The 20240-nt window shown below is 72.6% G+C and carries 14 protein-coding genes; 11 read left to right on the top strand and 3 right to left on the bottom strand.

Annotated elements, in window-relative coordinates; translation table 11 throughout:
* From ACO1X9_RS03130 to ACO1X9_RS03175, 10 genes are all read left to right on the top strand, one after another.
* The gene (locus ACO1X9_RS03130; protein ID WP_486349367.1) at nucleotides 1-894 is read left to right on the top strand and encodes a type II secretion system F family protein; all 894 of its coding nucleotides are present in this window, start codon (nucleotides 1-3) and stop codon (nucleotides 892-894) included.
* A 10-nt stretch (nucleotides 895-904) separates the two neighbouring features.
* Nucleotides 905-1762 carry a type II secretion system F family protein gene (locus tag ACO1X9_RS03135; RefSeq protein ID WP_486349368.1) on the top strand — a complete coding sequence of 286 codons (858 nt, stop codon included), beginning with the start codon at nucleotides 905-907 and terminating at the stop codon, nucleotides 1760-1762.
* A 159-nt stretch (nucleotides 1763-1921) separates the two neighbouring features.
* Complete coding sequence (locus ACO1X9_RS03140; RefSeq protein WP_486349369.1) at nucleotides 1922-2965, top strand: TerC family protein; 1044 nt, start codon at nucleotides 1922-1924, stop codon at nucleotides 2963-2965.
* A gap of 36 nt (nucleotides 2966-3001) precedes the next feature.
* Nucleotides 3002-4486 carry a serine/threonine-protein kinase gene (locus tag ACO1X9_RS03145; RefSeq protein WP_486349370.1) on the top strand — a complete coding sequence of 495 codons (1485 nt, stop codon included), beginning with the start codon at nucleotides 3002-3004 and terminating at the stop codon, nucleotides 4484-4486.
* Between the two features lie 255 nt (nucleotides 4487-4741).
* A complete protein-coding gene (locus ACO1X9_RS03150; protein ID WP_486349371.1) occupies nucleotides 4742-10255 on the top strand; it encodes an Ig-like domain-containing protein in 5514 nt (1837 codons plus the stop codon).
* Nucleotides 10256-10285: 30 nt separating this feature from the next.
* The gene (locus ACO1X9_RS03155) at nucleotides 10286-11254 is read left to right on the top strand and encodes an AAA family ATPase (RefSeq protein ID WP_486349372.1); all 969 of its coding nucleotides are present in this window, start codon (nucleotides 10286-10288) and stop codon (nucleotides 11252-11254) included.
* 5 nt (nucleotides 11255-11259) lie between these two features.
* Nucleotides 11260-12477, top strand: coding sequence for a DUF58 domain-containing protein (locus ACO1X9_RS03160; protein WP_486349373.1), 1218 nt, complete (start codon nucleotides 11260-11262; stop codon nucleotides 12475-12477).
* Nucleotides 12474-14789, top strand: a complete 2316-nt coding sequence (locus ACO1X9_RS03165) for a transglutaminase TgpA family protein (RefSeq protein ID WP_486349374.1) — start codon at nucleotides 12474-12476, stop codon at nucleotides 14787-14789. Before ACO1X9_RS03160 ends, ACO1X9_RS03165 begins: the two co-directional genes overlap by 4 nt.
* A 10-nt stretch (nucleotides 14790-14799) precedes the next feature.
* Nucleotides 14800-15774: an FHA domain-containing protein gene (locus ACO1X9_RS03170; RefSeq protein ID WP_486349375.1), complete on the top strand. Its 975-nt coding sequence runs from the start codon at nucleotides 14800-14802 to the stop codon at nucleotides 15772-15774.
* Nucleotides 15775-15776: 2 nt separating this feature from the next.
* Nucleotides 15777-16514, top strand: a complete 738-nt coding sequence (locus ACO1X9_RS03175; RefSeq protein WP_486349376.1) for an FHA domain-containing protein — start codon at nucleotides 15777-15779, stop codon at nucleotides 16512-16514.
* Nucleotides 16515-16534: 20 nt separating this feature from the next.
* On the opposite strand, the gene ACO1X9_RS03180 is transcribed toward ACO1X9_RS03175, so the two are convergent.
* From ACO1X9_RS03180 to ACO1X9_RS03190, 3 genes are read right to left on the bottom strand one after another with little or no spacing between them, the layout of a single operon-like run.
* A complete protein-coding gene (locus ACO1X9_RS03180) occupies nucleotides 16535-17566 on the bottom strand; it encodes a hypothetical protein (RefSeq protein WP_486349377.1) in 1032 nt (343 codons plus the stop codon).
* A complete protein-coding gene (locus ACO1X9_RS03185; protein ID WP_486349378.1) occupies nucleotides 17563-18726 on the bottom strand; it encodes a sensor histidine kinase in 1164 nt (387 codons plus the stop codon). The genes ACO1X9_RS03180 and ACO1X9_RS03185 overlap by 4 nt, the downstream gene beginning before the upstream one ends.
* The gene (locus ACO1X9_RS03190) at nucleotides 18726-19373 is read right to left on the bottom strand and encodes a LuxR C-terminal-related transcriptional regulator (protein WP_486349379.1); all 648 of its coding nucleotides are present in this window, start codon (nucleotides 19371-19373) and stop codon (nucleotides 18726-18728) included. Before ACO1X9_RS03190 ends, ACO1X9_RS03185 begins: the two co-directional genes overlap by 1 nt.
* 178 nt (nucleotides 19374-19551) lie before the next feature.
* Here ACO1X9_RS03190 and ACO1X9_RS03195 point away from each other — a divergent pair, with 178 nt between their 5' ends.
* Nucleotides 19552-20232 carry an FHA domain-containing protein gene (locus ACO1X9_RS03195; RefSeq protein ID WP_486349380.1) on the top strand — a complete coding sequence of 227 codons (681 nt, stop codon included), beginning with the start codon at nucleotides 19552-19554 and terminating at the stop codon, nucleotides 20230-20232.
* Nucleotides 20233-20240 lie beyond the last annotated feature (8 nt).

Raw genomic sequence — 20240 nt, forward strand, 5'->3', positions numbered from 1 at the left:
ATGACGCCCCTGCTCGCTGTCGGGCTGGCCGCGGTGTTCGCGGCGCTCGCGATCGTCGCCGCCGTCGTGCTGCTGCCGCGGAGCACGCCGTCGGCGGCGGGGATCGCCGACCGCCTCCTCGGCGACGGTGCCCGCCGCGCCGACCTCGAGGATCGGCTCGAGCTCGCGGGCATCCGCTCGACGGCGTCCGGTTACACGTTGCGGGTCGTCGTCGCGGGAGCCGTCGCGCTCCTCGCCGGAGTCGCCGTCGCCGTGCTGCGACCGTCGGCGCTCGCCGTGGTGCTCCCCGTCGTGCTCGTCGTCTTCGTCGTGCTCGGCGCGCGGCTGCTGCTCGAGCGTCGGATCACGAAGCGCCGCGGCGCGTTCGCCGACCAGCTCGACGACTCGCTCTCGCTCATCGCGAGCGGGCTCCGCGCCGGGCACAGCCTGCCGCGCGCGATGGACGCCGTCGCACAGGAGGCCGAGTCGCCGACCGCGGAGGAGTTCGCGCGTATCCTCAACCAGCACCGTCTGGGGCGCGACCTCGGTGAGGCGATCGGCCTCTCCGCCGAGCGGATGACGAGCGACGACCTCGCCTGGGTCGCGCAGGCGGTCGCCATCCACCGCGAGGTCGGCGGCAACCTCTCCGAGGTGCTCGACCACGTCGGCGAGACGATCCGCGAACGCGGACAGGTACGCCGCCAGGTGGCGACGCTGAGCGCCGAGGGACGCATCTCGGCCAACATCCTCATCGCCCTGCCGGTGCTCATCGCGCTCGTGCTCGCCGTGATCTCGCCCGGCTATCTCACGGTGTTCCTCACCACCCCGCTCGGCTGGGCTCTCATCGCCGGCTCCCTCGTGCTGTTCGGGATCGGCGTCGTCTGGCTGCGAGCCGTCGTCCGAGTCGACTTCTAGGAGGCCCGCCGTGACCACCCTCCCGCTCGTCGCCGCCGCGCTGCTCGCGGTCGCCATCCCGTTCGCCGTCTACGCCGTGCTGCCCGCCCGGGTGCCGGTGGCCGACCGTGTGCCGTCGCCCGACGGAGCCGCGGGTGCCGCCCCCGATGCCGCGTCGCCGTTGCGCTTCCTCGTCACTGCGCGCGCACTCGAGCGTCTCGACCGGTCGCTCCAGCTCGCCAGCCTGCTCCCGGCGTGGAGCGTGCATCGCGTGCTGCACGCGAAGCTCGTCGCGACGATCGCGGCGCTCGGTCTGGGCACGGTGTTCGTCGCCGCCGACCCGGCGCCGTGGCGCGTCGTGGTCGCGCTCGTCGCGCTCGTCGTCGCCTACCTCGGGCCGGATGCCGTGGTCGCGTCGCGCGCTCGCGAGCGGCAGGATCGCATCCAGCGCGAACTCCCGGACGCCCTCGACCAGGTGACGATCGCGATCGAAGCCGGCCTCGGGCTCGAGACCGCGGTCGCCCGCGCCGGCCGGTTCGGCGACGGCCCGCTCGCCGAGGAGCTCACCCGCACCATCCAGGACATGCGCGTCGGTTTCTCACGCAAGGAGGCGTGGCTCGCGCTCTCCGCCCGCACCGATGTCGCCGACCTGCGTCGCTTCGCGCGGGCCATCATGCAGGCCGACCAGTACGGCGTCTCCGTCGCGCACGTCGTACGCACGCAGGCGAAGGAGCTGCGGCTCAAGCGCCGGCAGCGGGCGGAGGAGAAGGCGATGAAGGTGCCGGTGAAGATCCTCTTCCCGCTCATGTTCAGCATCCTGCCGGTGCTGTTCATCGTCGTGCTCGGGCCCGGCGTGCTGAACCTGCTGCACGTGCTCGGAACCCTCTAGACTTCTCGCAGCGAAGGGGAGTATCCCACCTCGTCACGGTCGTCATCACGGGTTCCAGCGCTGCAGCCCCGGTCGTGATCGCAGCGCACCACGGTCCTCGGACCCGACGCGCCGCGCGGGAGAGACGTTCGGCCCGTCAACCTGCCCCGAAAGGCTCCCGTGGAACTCTCCATCCCGCTCTGGTTCGAGATCGGCACGTACGTCGGCCTCGCGCTGATCCTCGGCTTCGACATCTTCTGGGCGTTCCGACGCCCGCACATCCCCTCGACGCGCGAGTCGGCGATGTGGATCACCTTCTACGTCGCGCTGGCTCTCGTCTTCGCGGGGCTGCTGCTGTGGTTCGACGGCCCCGAGCATTCGGGCCAGTTCGTCGCGGGCTGGCTGACCGAGTACAGCCTCTCGATCGACAACCTGTTCGTCTTCATCATCATCATGGCGAGGTTCTCGGTACCCCGGAAGTACCAGCAGGAGCTGCTCATGGTGGGCATCATCCTGGCGCTGCTCTTCCGCGGCATCTTCATCGTCATCGGCGCCGTCGTGATCGAGCAGTGGAGCTGGGTGTTCTACATCTTCGGCCTGTTCCTGCTCTACACGGCCGCCAACCAGGCGTTCACGAGCCACGACGACGAGGCCGAGACCGAGAACAAGCTGATCGGCTTCCTGCGCCGGCGCATCCCGATCACGGAGCGCTTCGAGGGCGCCAAGCTGCGCACGACGATCGACGGCCGCCGCGTGTTCACGCCCGTCATCGTCGTGCTCATCGCGCTCGGCACGACCGACCTCGTCTTCGCGCTCGACTCGATCCCCGCCATCTTCGGCATCACGCAGGAGCCGTTCCTCGTCTTCACGGCGAACGTCTTCGCACTCATGGGGCTGCGGCAGCTGTACTTCCTGCTGGGCGACCTCGTCGACAAGCTGATCTACCTCAAGTTCGGCATCGCGTTCATCCTCGCCTTCATCGGCGTGAAGCTGTTCTTCCACGCCCTCCACGAGAACGAGCTGCCGTTCATCAACGGCGGGCAGCACGTCGAGTGGGCGCCCGAGATCGACACTTTCGTATCGCTGGGCGTGATCGTGGGTGCGATGGCGGTCGCGGTCGTGGCGAGCCTCATCAAGCTGCGCATCGACCGCGCGCGCGGCGTCGAGCCGAAGGGGCCCGTGCACGAGATGCAGGAGCACCTCGAGGAGCACGGGCAGGAGTAGCACCGAGGGCGCGTCCCACTCGTTAGAGTCCGAAGGGTGACGCGCACCCCGTCGACCCCGCCCGAGCTGGACGGGTACCGCTACGTGCGGGCCCTCGGCCGCGGCGGATTCTCCGACGTGCACCTCTACGAGCAGCTGCTGCCGCGTCGTGAGGTCGCCGTGAAGGTGCTGCTCACCGATCTCGGGCCGGCCGGGCTCGCGTCGTTCACGAGCGAGGCGAACCTCATGGCGCGCCTGTCGACGCATCCGTACATCGTGACGATCCACGACGCCGGCATCTCCGCCGACCGTCGCCCCTACCTCGTCATGGAGTACTGCTCGCAGCCCACCCTCGCGGAGCGATACAAGCAGCGGCCGCTCGCCGTCGACGAGGCGCTGCGCACGGGGGTGCGGCTCGCCTCGGCGGTCGAGACGGCGCACCGCGCGGGCATCCTGCATCGCGACATCAAGCCCGGCAACGTGCTCACCAACGATTACGGCTGGCCCGCGCTCACCGACTTCGGGATCGCCGCCGCGGCCGACGCGGCACCGTCCGGTCGCGACGGCGACGGCTCCGACCCCGAAGCGTCGACCGGCGGATCGATCGGGCTCTCGGTGCCGTGGTCGCCGCCGGAGATGTTCCTCGACGTGCCCGAGCACGACGTGCGATCGGATGTCTTCTCGCTCGCCGCGACCCTGTACACGGTGCTCGCCGGACGCACGCCCTTCGAGGTGCCGGGCGGCCCGAACGCGGCGGTCGACCTCATGGCCCGCATCGACAGGGGGCAGATCACTCCCCTCGATCGCACCGACGTGCCGCGGGCGCTCGTGCAGGTGCTCGAGCGGGGGATGGCGACGCGCCGCGAGGACCGCTGGCCGACGGCGCTCGACCTCGGGCGCGCACTCCAACGTGTCGAGCTCGAGCTCGGTCTCGCCGCGACCTCCCTCGAGATCGCCGCCGCGATCGCCCCCGCCGCGGCCGCCGTCGACGGCGACGATGCCGAGACACGGGTGCGGGCGATCCCCGCGGTGCAACCCGACCTCCCGCCGCGGCTGACCGCGGCTCCCGAGCCCCTGGCCGCTCCCGAGCCCTCCCCGAACGCCGCGCCCGTCGCGCCCGCGGGTCCGTCGCGCACGCGCCTCGTCGGCATCCTGGTCGGCGTGCTGTCGCTCCTCGTCGTGTCGGCCGTCACGCTCGCGATCGTGCTCACCGGAGGAGCGCTCGACCGGCCGGGAGGGCAGCCCAGCCCGTCCGCGACGGGTGGATCGGCGGTCGGTGCCGACCGCATCCCGGCGGCCGTCGACGGCCAGGCGCTGCCGAGCGTCGACGGCACCTCGGTCGAGTTCAGCTGGACCCACCCCGACCCGCGCGACGGCGACCTCTACTACTGGGCGCGCTCCGAGACCCCCGACGACCGAGCCGCCGTGCGGGAGCCCGCGGTCACCGTCGACGACATCGTGCCGGGCAGTCGGGTGTGCATCAACGTCGAGATCGGCCGCGCCGGCCGCACGTCCGAACCCCTCGCGATCTGCACCGGCTGACCGGTCGGAGCACCGCACCGTCGGCGTGGGTGGCTTTCCGTTTTCAGGAGGATCCGGTGCCGGAGTGAGGGATGTCGCCGCCCCAGCCACTCTGGTCGACGTCGGTCACAGAAAGTCCTGAAAACGGAAGGCGGCTTTCCGAAGCGCCTCTCCATCTGCACCGAGACGTAACCCGGGGAAGCACTTTGGGGGACGCCGGAGCCCCGTGCTACGTTGAATCCTCCGATTCGGCAGGGCGAACCGAAGGTACGACGCATGGGGATCGTCGGGTCCATCTCACGCAGGCGCAAGCCGATCGCGTCGGTGCTCGGGATCGCGCTTCTCGCGGGAGTGCCCGTCACGTTCGCGGTGCTGCACGAGGGATTCCCGGTCAGCGATGTCGACCTCGCGGCGCGCGAGGTCTGGGTCACGAACGGCGACGCGCTGCTCGGCGGCCGCCTCAACCGGCAGATCGAGGAGCTCACCGGTTCGGTGAGCGCCCAGTCGCCCGCCCTCGATGTCGTGCAGGACGGCGAGGACGTCTTCCTCGTCGACCCCGATCTCGGCTCGCTGTCGCGCATCGACCCCGCGTACACGACGCTCGTCGAACCCGCGGAGGTGCCTGCCGGCGCGAGCGTCGCACTCGGCGGCGGCACCCTTGCGATCCTCGCGCCCGACGGCGACCTGTGGGCGCTCGACGCCGCGAACACCCTCGTCTTCGATCCGACGTCCACCCCGGCGGCCGAACTCGGTCGGGGCGCGCTCGTGACGGTCACCCGCGACGGTGTCGTGCTCGCGACGAGCGCCGAGCGACAGGTCGCGGTGCGCATCCCCGGCCCGGGGGCCCGCCCGGTGGAGCGCGCTCTCGCCGTGCCCGACGCCGCCCAGCTCGCCGCCGTCGGCGACCGCCTCGTGCTGCTCGACGAGGACGCCAACCGCCTCGTGCGGGACGACGGCTCGGTCGTCGACCTGCCGGATGCCGCCTACCGGCTGCAGCAGACGGGCGCGGCGAACGACGAGGTCGTGCTCGCCACCGCCGACTCGCTGCTCTTCGTGAGCGACGGCGGAGCCGTGCGTGAGGTGCCGGCCGACCTGTCGAGTCCGGTCGCGAACGCACGCGGAGTGAGCGCTCCTGTGTTCGTCGACGGCTGCGCGCACGGCGCGTGGGGCGGCGCGCAGCGCTACCTGCTCGCCTGCGACGGCGCCGAGCCCGAGCCGCACGACATCGCGCAGCGCACGCAGGGCTCGCGGCTCAAGTTCCGCGTCAACGGCTCGGTGGTCGCGCTCAACGACCTCGACACCGGCAACGTCTGGCTGCTCGACGACGAGATGCGACTCGTCGCCAACTGGGATGAGGTCACCCCGCCCGAGGAGCAGGAGGCCGAGGAGGGCGACGAGAAGGCGAGCACTCAGTCGTTCGAGGACACCCTCGCCGAGCGCACCGAGGTGAACCGTCCGCCGGTCGCGCGCGACGACGACTTCGGCGTGCGCGAGGGCCGCACGACGATCCTCCCGGTGCTCGACAACGACACCGACCCCGACGGCGACGTGCTCACGATCCCGAGGCTGAGCGACGTGCCCGAGTCGGTGGGCCTCGTCGACCTCATCGACGGTGGACGCGCCCTGCAGTTCACGCCCGCCCTCGGGTCGACGGGCGCCACCCTGCGCTACACCGTCGACGACGGCCGGCCGGGCGGGGTGGCGGAAGCGATCGTGACCCTCCGCGTCGTGCCCGATGACGTCGAGACCGCTCCGGTCGCACGGCGCGAGACGCTCGTGAGCGTCGAGTCGGGCGGATCGATCGAATACAACGTGCTCGCCGACTTCCTCGACCCGGACGGCGACGACCTGTACCTCGTCGACGCGACGCCGGCATCCAGCGATGTCGTGCGTTTCACCCCGGATGGCGTGGTCACCTTCGAGCACCGGTCGGGGGAGCCGGGCGACAAGGACATCGCCGTCGCCGTCACCGATGGCACCCTGACGACGACGGGTGTGCTCACGGTGAGCGTCGAGCCGCGCGGGTCGCTCGCGCCGATCGGCATCCCCGACTTCGCGACGGCGTTCGTCGGCGAGTCGATCGCGCTCGAGCCGCTCGCCAACGACCTCGCCCCGAACGGCGCGGCCCTCACGCTGCTCGGTGTCGACGACGTGCCGACGGATGCGATCGTCGCGCCGAACCTCGACCGCGGCACCGTGACGTTCCAGGCCCCCGCGGCGGGCAGCTTCTACTTCCTCTACTCCCTCGCGGCCGGCCCGACCTCGAGCATCGGCATCGTGCGTGTCGAGGTGCTGCCCGACCCCGAGGGCGTGCTGCCGCCGATCGCCGTGAAGGACACGGCGTTCCTGCGGGCCGGCGAGCCGACGACCGTCGAGGTGCTCACCAACGACGTGTCGCCCGACGGGAGCGTGCTCGCCGTCCAGTCGGTCGACATCGAGGGGATCGCACCGGGTGTGACGGTCGAGGCGCTCGGCAACGCCGTCATCCGCATCACGTCGTCGGGTGCGCTCACCGGGCAGACGCAGTTCCGCTACACGGTCTCCGACGGCGTCTCGTCGGCGACCGCCGGCGTGACGATCGTGCCCGTGCCTCCTCTCGTGACACGCCAGCCACCGCTCGCGAAAGACGACAGGGTGCGCGTGCGCGTCGGCGACGTCGTGAGCAAAGACGTGCTCGCGAACGACGAGCATCCCGACCAGGCGCAGCTCATCCTGCAGGAGGAGCTCGTCGAGACCGATCAGGCGGGCGACGGGCTCGCGTTCGTCGGAGGCGGACGGGTGCGCTACCAGGCCGGTCAGACGCCCGGCGAGTACAGCGTCGTCTACCGCGTCGCCGACCAGTACGGCGAGGCCGCGACGGCGCGCGTGACGTTCGTCGTCGTGCCGGAAGACGCCGAGACGAACCAGCCGCCCGTACCGCTGCCCCAGACGGCACGCGTCTTCGCCGGGTCGACGATCCCGATCGAGCTGCCGCTCGAGGAGATCGACCCCGACGGCGACTCGGTGGTCATCGTCGGCATCGAGCGCTCGCCTGTGCTCGGTGTGCCCGAGTCGGTCGGTCCCACGACGATCGTCTACACGGCCGGCCGGTCGTCGGGCGGCACGGACACGATCGCCTATGTCGTCGAGGACTCGTTCGGCAGCCAGGCGGTCGGCATCCTCACGATCGGGGTGATCCCGCGTCCGGGCGAGGTGCCGCCGCCGAACGCCGTCGACGACCGCGTCGAGCTCGAGCCCGGTCGCACCGCCTCGGTCGCCGTGGTCGCCAACGACTCCGACCCGAGCGGGTACGAACTCACGCTCGACGCCGAGCTGCTCGAAGTCGACCCCGGCATCGAGGCGAGCGTCGAGGGGAGCGCGATCGTCGTCGAAGCGCCGGAGGCCGAAGGCACGTTCACCATCCGCTACGCGATCACGAACGGGAACGGCGGTGAGGACGACGCATTCCTGCTCGTCACCGTGACCGAGGATGCCCCGCCCGTCTACCCCGTCGCGCTCGACCATCATGTGCCCCTCGCCGAGGTCGCCGGGGAGGAGGCGGTCGAGGTGTCGCTCGAGGGTCTCATCGCGAGCCCCGCCGGGCGTGCCGACGAACTCGTCGTCTCGCTCGAGGGCGCGCACGCGGGATCGGCGTCGGTCGATGCGGACACGCAGACCGTCGTCGTCAACCCCGGCGACCGCCGCATCGCGATCGCCTACCGCGTCACCAACCCCGACGACGGGCTCTCGGCGACGGCGTTCCTCGTCGTGCCCCCCGCCGTCTCGGGCGACTACTCGCCGCCCCCGCGGCTGCGCGACGACCTCGGGCCGCAGGTCGTCGAGATGAACGGGTCGCGCGACTGGAACCTCGAGGACATCCTCGTCGTGCCGTCGAAGCGGCCGGCGATCCTCGTCGATCCGGCGACGGTGACGATGACGCACGGTGACGGGAGCCCCGGCGGTGTCGACGCCGACACGATCCGGTTCACGGCGGGGGAGGACTTCCGCGGCATCGCCTCGATCACCTTCCGGGTGACCGATGGCGCGACGGCCGACGACCCCGACGGGCGGTCGGTGCTCCTCACGATGGCCGTCATCGTCGGCGACCCGGAGTTCACCGACGTGCCGCCGACGTTCGCGACGCAGAACGTCACGATCGAGGCGGGCGACGCGGCGCGGGTCGTCGACCTGCGCGCCGCGACCTCGCATCCGAACCCCGCCGTCGCGGGCGACTTCCGCTACGACGGGCTCGGCGGCCAGACCGCCGACATCTCGGGCTCGATCTCGGGTGGCTCGCTCACGGTCTCGGCGCCGTTCGGGGTGCAGGCGGGCACGACCACGACCCTGGACTTCACGGTGCGCTACCGCGACTTCGAGGTGCCGGGGTCGGTGCGGGTCACGGTCGTGAGATCGACGCGCCCTCTCCCGCAGGCCGTCGAGGATGCCGCCAAAGGCCGCCGCGGCGTGACCGACACCGTGAACGTGCTCGCGAACGACTACAACCCGTTCGCGGCCCAGGGCGAGGTGCTGCGCGTCGTGGCCGCGGCGATCGAGAACGCCGCGGCGTCGCAGGCGTCGATCTCGTTCACGGCCGACGGCGACGTCACCGTGCAGCCGGGCCCGTCGTTCATCGGCGTCGTGAGCGTCGTCTACACGATCGAGGACGCGACGCGCGATCCCGACCGCCGCGTGCAGGGCCGCCTGCTGTACACGGTGCGCGACGTGCCGTCGAAGCCCGCGCCGCCGACGTTCGTCGAGGGCGACGGCCAGGTCACCGTGCAGTGGAACGCACCGGCGACCAACGGCGAGCCGATCACGCAGTACACGATCTCGTGGTCGGGCGGCTCGCCCGTGACCGTCCCGGGGTCGGCGGCGTCGCACGTCTTCCCGGGGCTCACGAACGGCACGGCGTACACCTTCCAGGTGCGGGCGACCAACGTCGTCGGGCAGGGCGAGCTCTCCGACCCGAGCGCGGCCGCACGGCCGTTCGGCGCCCCGAGCGCCGTGACGACGGCGACCGCGACCGGTTCCGCGGACGGCTCGGGCAACGTCGTGCTGAACTGGGGCGGCGCCTCGGGCAACGGTCGCGCGATCGACGGCTACCGCATCACGGTGAGCCCGGGCGGTGCCGTCTACTCGGTGGGCAACGTCACCACGACGACGGTGCCGGGACGGGTCGGCACGGCGTCGTCGTACGCGATCGTCACGCTCGGCCCGGGTGGCGAGAGCGTCCCGTTCTCGTCGACCAACTCCGGCACCCCGCGCCCCGGGCCGCCCGCCGGCGCGTCGGCGTCGTGGCCCGGCCCGCAGGGCAGCCGGGTGGTGAACTTCTCGTGGTCGGCCGCGCCGTCGACCGAAGCCATCACGCGCTACGAGATCCTCGTGAACAACTACCACTCGAGCTGGGTGGACGTCGGCACCGCGACCTCGTTCCAGATCACCGACGCCCAGTTCGGCACGTCGTACTCGATCCAGGTGCGAGCCGTGAGCGCCGGGCAGACGGGCGATCCGCGCACGTCGAACGCCGTGACGCCGCAGAACATCCAGCCGCCGAGCTATTCGCTCTGCTACCACTCGCAGTACGGCGACTCGTGGAACATCGGCATCCGCTACGCCAACCAGACGTCGGACACGACCGTCAGCACGAACGTCGGCGGCTCGAGCGGCACCGCCGCGGGAGCGAGCGGCACGGCGCGGCTCGCCTCCTGGCATGCGCGCAACACCGCGAACGACCTCAACGCCCAGATCACGATCACCGTCAACGGCGCCGCGTACTCCACCACCCGGTGGGGTGACGCGCCCGCCTGCTGAGACCCGACCCGAGAGAGAGAAGAGCCCAGGATGCCCGTGACGCCCGAGCAGGCGAGGTGGTTCGCCGACGCGTTCGGCCAACTCGTCGACCATCTGGACCAGGCCATCCTGGGCAAGAAGGACAGGCTGCGCCTCGTGCTCACGGCGCTGCTCTCCGACGGGCACGTGCTGCTCGAGGACGTGCCCGGCACCGGTAAGACGGTGCTCGCGAAGGCGCTCGCCAACACGATCACGAGCACGCACTCGCGCATCCAGTTCACGCCCGACCTGCTGCCCTCCGATGTGACCGGCGTGTCGATCTGGGACCAGTCGAAGGGCGTCTTCGTCTTCCACCCGGGGCCGATCCTGAACTCGATCGTGTTGGCCGACGAGATCAACCGCGCCTCACCGAAGACCCAGTCGGCGCTGCTCGAGGTCATGGAGGAGGGCGTCGTCACGGTCGACGGGGAGGGCCATCCGGTCGGCAAGCCGTTCCTCGTCATCGCGACGCAGAACCCCATCGAGCAGTCGGGCACCTATGCGCTGCCCGAGGCGCAGCTCGACCGGTTCCTCATCAAGACCTCGCTCGGGCATCCCGACCACGCGACCGCGGTCGAGTTGCTCATGGACTCCGGCAACCGGGCGCGTGCGTCGAAGATCACCCCGATCATCGACGGGGCGGCGGTCGCGTCGATGGCCGCCCTCACGAGCGAGGTGCACGCCGACGAGGCCGTCATGGACTACGTCGCCCGCCTCGTCACGGCCACGCGCGACGACAAGGACGTCGCGCTCGGCGTGAGCATGCGCGGCGCCCTCGCCCTCGCCCGCTCGATCCGGACGTGGGCGATCTCCGACGGTCGCACCTACGTCGTGCCCGACGACGTCGCCGATCTCGCCGTCCCCGTACTCGCCCACCGCATCCTCGTCGACCCCGAGGCGGAGTTCGCGGGCGTCACGGCCGTGCAGATCGTCGAGCGCGCCCTCGCGACCGTTCATCCGCCCGCGAGCCGGGCGGCCTGATCCGCGTGTCGACGCTCCGGACCCTGCTCGGCCTCGCCCGACTCGCCCTCGCGCGGGTCGGCGCCGGCTTACGTCCGGTCGTCGGCGTCGTGAGCCCGCTCGGGTGGATCGTCGCGCTCCTCGCCCTCGCGTCGGGTCTCGCCGGGGCGCTCCTCGGCTGGCCCGAGTTCAGCTACCTCGCGCTCACCCTCGCGGCCGGGCTGCTCGTCGCGTTCGCGTTCCTGGTCGGCCGCGCGCGGTTCCGGGTCGAGGTCGGGCTGACGCCGCGCCGCGTGGTCGCCGGCCAGCGTGCCTTCGGCCGGCTGCTGCTCGTCAACACGGGGTCGCGCCGCTCGACGCCGACGCGGCTCGAGCTGCCGGTCGGCCGCGGCCTCGCCGAGTTCGGCATCCCGGCCGTCGACGCCGGCGCGGAGCACGAGGAGCTCTTCGCGGTGCCGACCGCGCGGCGCTCGGTCATCGTCGCCGGTCCCGCGGCATCGGTGCGCGGCGACGCCCTCGGGCTCGTGCGCCGCGTCGTGCGCTGGTCCGACCCGGTCGAGCTCTTCGTACATCCCGCGACGATCCGCCTGCGGCCGTCGGCGGCGGGGCTCGTGCGCGACCTCGAGGGTGAGGTCACGACGGCGCTCACCGACAGCGACCTCGCGTTCCACGCGCTGCGACCCTACGAGCCGGGTGACGACCGCCGCAACGTGCACTGGCGTACGACGGCGCGCATCGGCCGGCTCATGGTGCGGCAGTTCACCGAGACCCGGCGCTCGCAACTCGTGCTGCTGCACGCGTCGGACGAGTCGGGCTACGCGTCCGAGGAGGAGTTCGAGCTCGGCGTCTCGGTGCTCGCCTCGATCGCCCAGCAGGTGCTGCGCGACGGCACGCGCGTGCGACTCGCGAGCGGCATCGGGGAACTGCGCACGGCGACCGTCGTGACGATGCTCGACGACTCGTCGCGCATCGAGCCGACCGCGACGGGGGCGTCGCTGCGCGAGTTCGCCCGCGAGGCGACCCGCCGGATGCCGCCGCCCTCGGTGCTGCTCGTCGTCGTCGGGTCGCTCACGCCGCTCGCCGAGCTGCGCGCCGTCGACGCGTTGTTCGGCGCCGACACCCGCACGATCGGACTGCGGATGGAGGCCGGCGGCGGCCCCCGTCTGTCGATCGCGGGCGGCCTCGCGGTCGCGACGGTGGGCGGCCTCCCCGACCTGCCCAAGCTGCTCGGGAAGCTCTCGTGACGCCGCGCGCGTGGGTCGACGTCGCCGTGCACGCGGCGCTCGCCCTCGTCGGGATCGTGGGCCTCGCGACGAGCTTCGACGACCTGGGCTGGCTGCTCGCGGGCGTCGGGGGACTCCTGGTGGGCTCCGCCGCGGCCCTCGCCGCACGCGCGCTCAAGCTCGGCCCGTTCCCGACCGTCGGCCTCGCGGTCGCTGCGTACGCGCTCCTCGGCAGCGCCTTCGCGGTGCCGTCGCAGGCGCTCCTCGGGTTCCTGCCGTCGGGCACGAGCCTCACGAGCCTCGTCGTCGGTGCCGTCTGGGGGTGGGCCGACATCCTGACCCTGAGCGCCCCCCTCGACCTGCCCGACTACGTGACGGTCGTGCCGTTCGTGTCGGCGTGGCTCGTCGGCCTGGTCGGCACGACGCTCGCCGCCCGCTGGCTGCCCGCGCGCCCGCGCACCTCGTGGCGGGCGGCGCTGCTGCTCGTCGGCCCGATCGCGCTCTACCTGCTGTCGGTGCTGCTCGGCACGCGCGAGCCGTTCGCCCCGGGGGTGCGCGGCATCCTGTTCGCGGCGGTCGCGCTCGTCTGGCTCGGGTGGCGGCGCGGGCGGGCCGACAGGGTCGCCGTCCAGGCGCGGGGCGGCGGGATGCTGCGGCGTCGCCTCGGCGGAACGGCGGTGCCCGTCGGCGCGGCGGTCGCGCTCGGCGCGGTCGCGGGGACCGCCGTGGCCGCACCGCCCGACCGTTTCGTGCTGCGGGAGCGCATCGAACCGCCGTATGAACCGCTCGAGTTCGCGAGTCCGCTCGCCGGGTTCCGCGAGTACTCGAAGCTGCTCGACGACGAGACGCTCTTCACGGTGTCGGGGCTCGAACCCGGCCAGCGCATCCGGCTCGCCACGATGGACGCCTACGACGGGCACGTCTGGTCGGTCGCCGGTGCCCGCGTCTCGACGAGCGGGTCGGGATCGTTCGCCCTCGTCGGCCCCGAGCTGCCCGAACCGCCGCTCGTCACGTCGGCGGGCGAGCAGTCGGTCGCGTTCGAGATCGCCGCCTACGACGACGTGTGGCTGCCCGGGATCGGCTACGCCGAGGAGTTCGAGTTGCCCGGCACGTCGCGCGAGGAGTTGCAGGGTCTGCGCTACAACGCCGCGACGGGAAGCGCCGTACTGCTGGGCGGCCTGCGCGAGGGGGATGTCGTGCGCTCGACGTCGGTCGTGCAGCTCACCGACCTCGACGACGACGCACTCTCCGAGGTGCCCGTCGCGCGCCTCGAGCTCGCCCCGGTGACGGTGATCCCCGACATCCTCGCCGCGAAGGCGCTCGAGTTCGCGGGGGATGCCCCCTCCCCGATCGAACGTCTGCGCGCGATCGAGCTCACGCTCCAGTCGACCGGGTACTTCTCGCGGGGCACCGCGTCGGACAGCACACCGTCGGTCGCGGGTCACGGCGCCGACCGGCTGAGCGAGCTGTTCACGCGTGACGCGATGGTGGGCGACGAGGAGCAGTACGCGTCGGCGTTCGCGCTCATGGCCCGCAGCATGGACTACCCGGCGCGGGTCGTGCTGGGCTTCGCCCCCGAGGTGCGCGGCGACGGCCCCGTCGACGTCACCGGTCACGACGTCACCGCGTGGGTCGAGGTCGCCTTCGAGGGCGTCGGCTGGGTGCCGTTCTCGCCGACGCCCGACCAGACCGACGTGCCGCAGGACCAGGATCCGAAGCCGAAGACGGAACCCCAGCCCCAGGTGCGGCAGCCCCCGCGGGCGTCGAGCGAGAAGGACGACCTCGTGACGGCCGTCGACATCGCCGACGACGACCCGAGCGACGACGTCCTCGGGTTGCCGGCGTGGGTCGTCGCGCTCGCGCTCGCGGTGCTGATCCCGTCGGCGTTGCTCTTCGGCCCGATGCTGGCGCTCGCGGCGCTCAAGGCGTCCCGAGCCCGGCGTCGTCGGCTCGCGCCCGTGCCACATCTCGCGGTACAGGGCGCGTGGGAGGAGCTCGTCGACCGCTACTCCGAGCTCGGGCTCGCCGTGCCCGAGCTCGCGACCCGGCGGCGCACGGCGTCGGTGCTCGCAGCGCAGGTGCCGGTCTCGGGACTCGAGGCCGCCGCCGTCCGGGCGGACGAGGCGGTCTTCGGCGACCGGGTCGTGCATGACGCCCTCGTCGAGGCCGCGTGGGCCGAGACCGACGAGCTCGTGCGTGAGGCCGAGCAGCACGTCGGCTCGCGCGCTCGGCTGCTGAGCCGCTACCGGCTGAGCGCGGCGCGGGCGTGGCTGGCTCGGGCCGCCGCGCGCGTCGAGGCGGCCCGGCCGCGGGTCCACCCCGGACTCCGCTAGGAAGGATGCGATGGACACCCGATTCGTGCCCGACGCGCCCGGCGCGTGGCTCGTCTACGACCTCGGCACGCTCGTGCTCGCGCTTCCGCCGGAGTTCCGCGCGGCCGCCGACGCGGTCGCGGCGTCGCCCCGGTCGGGTGTCGCCGAGGTGATCGGCGCGCTGCGACTCTCCGGGGTCGCCGACGGTGCCTCGTTCGCCCTGCTCGACGCGACGGGCGAGGGCGTGCACGTCGCGCTGCGCGGCCCGGCGACGGTCGCGATCGGAACGGACACCCTCACCGGCCTCGGTGCGGAGCCCTGGTTCGAGCGGCGGCTGACCGACGTCGCGGTCGTACGTCTCACGGTGCCGGGCGGTGAGTGGACGTTCGCGCGGAACGGCGTTCCCGCCCTCCGACCGCACCCCGTCGCGACCGAGGACGACACCGTGGTCGCCGTGCCCGGACCACCGCCGCTCCTCGACGCGCGGCAGGAGATCACCGAGGTGCCGCGGACCGAGGAGCCCGCGACGGCTGCGGAAGACAGCACCGTGGTCGTCGACGAGATCGCTCAGCTGAGGGCGAAGCGCTCCGCGGGAATCGCGCCGCCCATCCTGTCGTCGACGGGGGCCGCAACTCCGGAACAGTTGCCCGCGCCGTCGCCGGAACCGGAACCGGAACCGCGTCCGCGGCTGAGCCTCGAGCTGCCCGACGGCGTGCGCCAGCCGATCGACTACTCCGTGCTCGTCGGACGCGCGCCAGGCCTGCCCGACGGCATCCCGACGCGCGTGCTGCGCTTCGCCGACGGCGACATCTCGCGCAACCACGCCCGCATCGCGGTCGAAGGCGGCACCGTCGTCGTCACCGACCTCGGTTCGCGCAACGGCACCGTCGTGCGCATCCCGGGGCGTGCCGCGCAGAAGCTGCGGGGGCACGAACCCACCCCGGTGCTGCCCGGCACCGTGATCGACTTCGGGGGCGGCATCGAGCTCACGGTGCGCGAGGACTGACCGTGGCCGCCCCGACCGTCACCCCGCCCGCCGCCGTGCCGGCGCCGCTCATCGTCGAGTTCGCCGGCGAGCGGGTCGAGGTGCCGCCCGCGACGGTGTTCGCGATCGGCCGCGACGGCGACCTCGTCATCGACGACAACCGCTACCTGCACCGCCGGTTCCTCGAGCTCTCCGCCGAGAACGGGATGTGGTGGCTGAGCAACGTCGGCTCGCGCATCGCCGCGACGGTCACCGACGGCACCGGTCGCGTGCACGCCCGGCTCGCCCCCGGCGCGCGGCTCCCCGTCGTCTTCGACCGGCTGCACGTGCTGTTCGGCGCGGGTTCGACGAGCTACGACCTCACGCTGCACGCGTCGGGCGGCTTCTCGGTCGACCCGGGGCCGCGCGCCGACGTCGGCGGCGACGAGACGATCGGCGCGGTGCCGCTCAGCCCCTCGCAACGCCTGCTCGTCGTCGCACTCGCCGAGAACGTGCTGCGGCAGACCGAGAGCGGCCGCGGCGAGATCCCGAGCTCGGCGGATGCCGCGGCGCGACTCGGCTGGACGCTCACGGCCTTCACACGGAAGCTCGACACGGTCTGCGGAAAGCTCGAACGCGAGGGCGTCGCCGGGCTGCGCGGCGGGCGCGGCAAACTCGCGACGAATCGACGCCTGCGGCTCGTCGAGCACGCCGTCGCGACGCGGCTCGTCACGCGCGACGATCTGGCACTGCTCGACGAGTCGGAGCGGCGCGCGATCTGACCCCGCGCTTCCGGAGGACGCTAGATCCTCGTGACCTCGAAGGCCTCGACGGTGTCGGCGGTCGCGAAGGTCATGGTCACGCGCCCCTGCACGGCGGCGAGGCGCAGGGTCGCCTCCCCGTCGTTCAGCATCGCGACGCGGTCGGCGGCCCACGCGATCGCGGGGGCGAGCTCGACCGCGGATGCGGACTCCTCGCGGAGGTCGTCGAGCACCACGATCTCGACGCCTCGGTTCCGCGCGCGGCGGAGAGCGTCGGGCAACGGTGCCCGAGCGAGCGCTCGCCCGCGGATCTGGTCGCGGAGCTCGGCTTCCAGCAGTCCGTGGGTGACGCGCGACGCCGCGGTCGTGCGCCCCGCGGCGATCTCCGCCAGGGCGGGACCGACATCCCGCCGTACCCGTTCGAGGTGGCGGCGTCGCTCGTCGGTCGCGGTCTCCTGTGCGGCCTCCGAGGCGAGCCGTCGGGCCTCGATGTCGCGGTACTCGGCGACCTGTCGCGCGGTGCGTCGCAGCAGGAGGGCGAAGAAGGCGACCGCGCAGTAGGAGAAGACCTGCGCGTAGGTGAGGTCGAAGCCGCGGCGCCAGTCGCCCGTCGTCGTGATCGTCCAGTGGATCGTGATCCCGACGACGACGGCCATGCCGAACGCACCCCACCCGACCCGCCCGCGCAGCGCGACCATGAAGAGCAGGAACGTGCTCGCGCCGAAGATCCACCCGCCCCAACCGGGCCAGCCGCTCGTCGGAAGCCGCCAGACGATCACAGCCGTTCCGACCGCGACGACCGCGACGACACCGAGGGCGAGCGGCAACGGCAGCGGATACGGGCCGGGCACGACGAGCGCGCCGGCCGCGGCGAGCACGAGGCCGAGCACGAGCCAGCCTTGGGGCGAGCGCATCGGCTCGCCTCCCGACAAGCCCGCGAGGGTCGTGAACGTCACCGCGAAGAGCGCCGAGATCGCCCAGGCCCCGGGGCCGGTGAGCCCGAGCAGCGGTCCGACGTCGGGCGCGAGAGCATCCCGTGCGTCGTGTGCGGGCACTCGCGGCGCGACGGTCACGCGGCCCTCCGCCAGGTGAGCGAGACGCGCGTGCCGACCCCGGGCCGGGAGACCACCGCCGCCGCGCCGCCCGGCACGGTGCGCATCCGCTCGAGGATGCTCACCGTGAGCCCGAGTCGTCCGGGCGGCAGCTGCGCGGGGTCGAAACCCGCCCCGTCGTCGAGCACGGTCACCTCGACGACCTCCTCGGTGATCCGTGCGTGCACCGCCCGCGACGCGGTCCCTGCGTGTTGGATGCTGTTGCGCACCGCCTCGGCCGTCGCCTCGAGCAGGGCGCGGCCGGCCTCCGCGGGGATTCCGTCGTCGTCGCTCGGGCGCTGCTCGTGACTGAAGCGGGCACCGGGTGCGAGGTCGGTGGTGAGGGCCTGCAGGCGCCAGACCCAGGTCGTGTCGTCGAGCGGCACCTCGTCGTCGGGCACGGCGTCGAGCTCCTCGAGGGCGGAGCGGGCCTGCGCCGCGGCCCGCTCCGAGCCCCGCGAGGAGGCCAGCAGGGCGACGAGCACGTTGTCGTGCAAGAGCGCCTCGACGCGCGTGCGCTCCCGCCGCCGGGCCGCGGAGGCCGCGGCGATCCGCGTCTCGGCGGCGGCGGCGTCGGCGGCCGCGTCGAGGCGGACACCCGCGCGACGAGTCGTGAGGGCGAGCGCGACGAACACCACGTTGAACATCAGCGTGTACAGCGCGTCCTGGACGGCGAGCTCGACGTTCGGCGAAGGCAGGGCGAGGTAGCGGTCGAGGCCGAGCAGCACGATGGTCGCACCGAGATAGCCGAACGCGGGACCGGCCCGCCACGCGACCGCCGCGGCCGTGGTGCCGGTGGCCGTCGCGGCGAGCGGCCAGGGGGTGCCGTAGTGCCCGCCGAGCGATCCTCCGGGCAGCGCCGGCACGAGCAGTGCGAGCCCGAGGAGCTGCGCGATCGCGGCACTCGCGGCGAGCCCCCGCAGCACGCGGGGTGGCACCCACGGCGAGAGCATCGCCGCCACGAGCGGCGGGACGAACATCCCGACCGCGACGGCCCACGTCCACACCGGGTGGGCGACGCCGTACTGCACGAGGAACAAGGGCAGCGCCACGATCGACAGCAGCACGGCGGCGACCCCGAGCGCGAGCGCCATCGTGCGGGTGACCCCGTCGACGGCTGCCCCGCGCCCGGCCTCGGCCATCAGGGGCCCGAGTCCGGCAGCGGCAGGAAGCCGTCCTCCACCGCGCGCTTGTAGAGATCGACTTTCGTGTCGGCGGTGCGTCCGATGCGCGCGTACTTGGCGCGGATGCGGCGGATGTAGTCCTCGACCGTTCCGGCCGCGACCTTGGTCGAGATCGCGACGGACTGCACCTTGAGTCCGGCGGCGAAGAGTCGTAGCACCTCCTGCTCTTTGACGCTCAGGCCGGCGGCATCCAGATCGGGATCGGACTCGACCGCGGCCGCCCACTCGGTCGACATGACCGGCCGGCCTTGTGCGACGAGTCGGAGGGCGTCGACGAGCACCGCGAGCGGAGCCGACTTGCGCACGATGCCGAGGATCGGCGCCGACGCGGCGAGGCGGAGCTGGTGGGGGTTCTCCCCGGAGGTGTAGGCGAGCACTGCGGCACCGCGCTCGACGAGACGATCGGCGTTGCCGATCGGCGACGAGCCGTCCGCCAGCCGCAGGTCGAGCACGACGAGACCGGCATCCGGGTGCTCCGCGAGCGCCGCATCGACGGTCGGCACGACGCCGACGAACTCGAGTCCGGGCACCTCGGCGACCGCCTCGCGGAGGGCGAGGGCGATGATCTCGTGGTCGTCGACGAGGACGACGCGGTTCGGGTCCATACCGTTCCCTGGGGGGTGGACGACGGTGCGCGAGCGGGTTTTCTTCACGGTAGCGGGTCGGCGGGGCATCGCGCTCAGATGCGGACGAGCGTTCTGTCCCCCAAACGGGTGCCAACGGAAACCGGGGCTTGGGGACACGTCCACCTCTGCCCAGGATGGGGACCGGAAGGGGACTCGAGTGTTGCACGCGCTGAGGATCGAGTACTGCGGCGAGTGGTTCGACGCGCGCGCGGGCGAGCCCTTCACGGTCGGGCGCGAGGGCGACCTCGTCATCGACGACAATCCCGACCTCGAGAGCACGCTGCTCGTGCTGACGGCGGTCGGTGGCACCTGGTGGATCGAAAGCTCGGCGTCGATTCGCGGAGTGCAGGTGAGCGACCCGGGCGGTCGCGTCTCCGCCGAGCTCCTGCCGGGCGACCGGGTACCCCTCGTCTTCGGACCCACGCAGGTGGTCTTCGCGGCCGGCCGCACCACCTACGAGTTCACGGTGCACGGAGAACTTCCCTATACCGCCACCGCGACCTCGGCCGAACTGCGTCCCGACCGCGTCGAACTCCCGCGGCTGACCCACAACCAGAAGCTGCTGCTCGTCGTGCTCTGCGAGCGCTCGCTGCGCCAGCCGGGCGCGGTCGCCGACTTCCCGACGTCCGCCGAAGCCGCCGCCCGTCTCGGCTGGAGCCTCATCGCGTTCAACCGCAAACTCGACAACGTCTGCGACCGGCTCGACCGGGCCGGCGTCGCGGGGCTGCGCGGCGGACGGGGGTCGCTCGCCACCCGACGACGGGCCCGGCTCATCGAGTACGCGATCGAGTCGCGTCTCGTGACCGTCGAGGACCTCGCGCTCCTGCCCTCGGCCTGAAGTACTCC

This window comes from Pseudolysinimonas sp. (assembly GCF_057350545.1).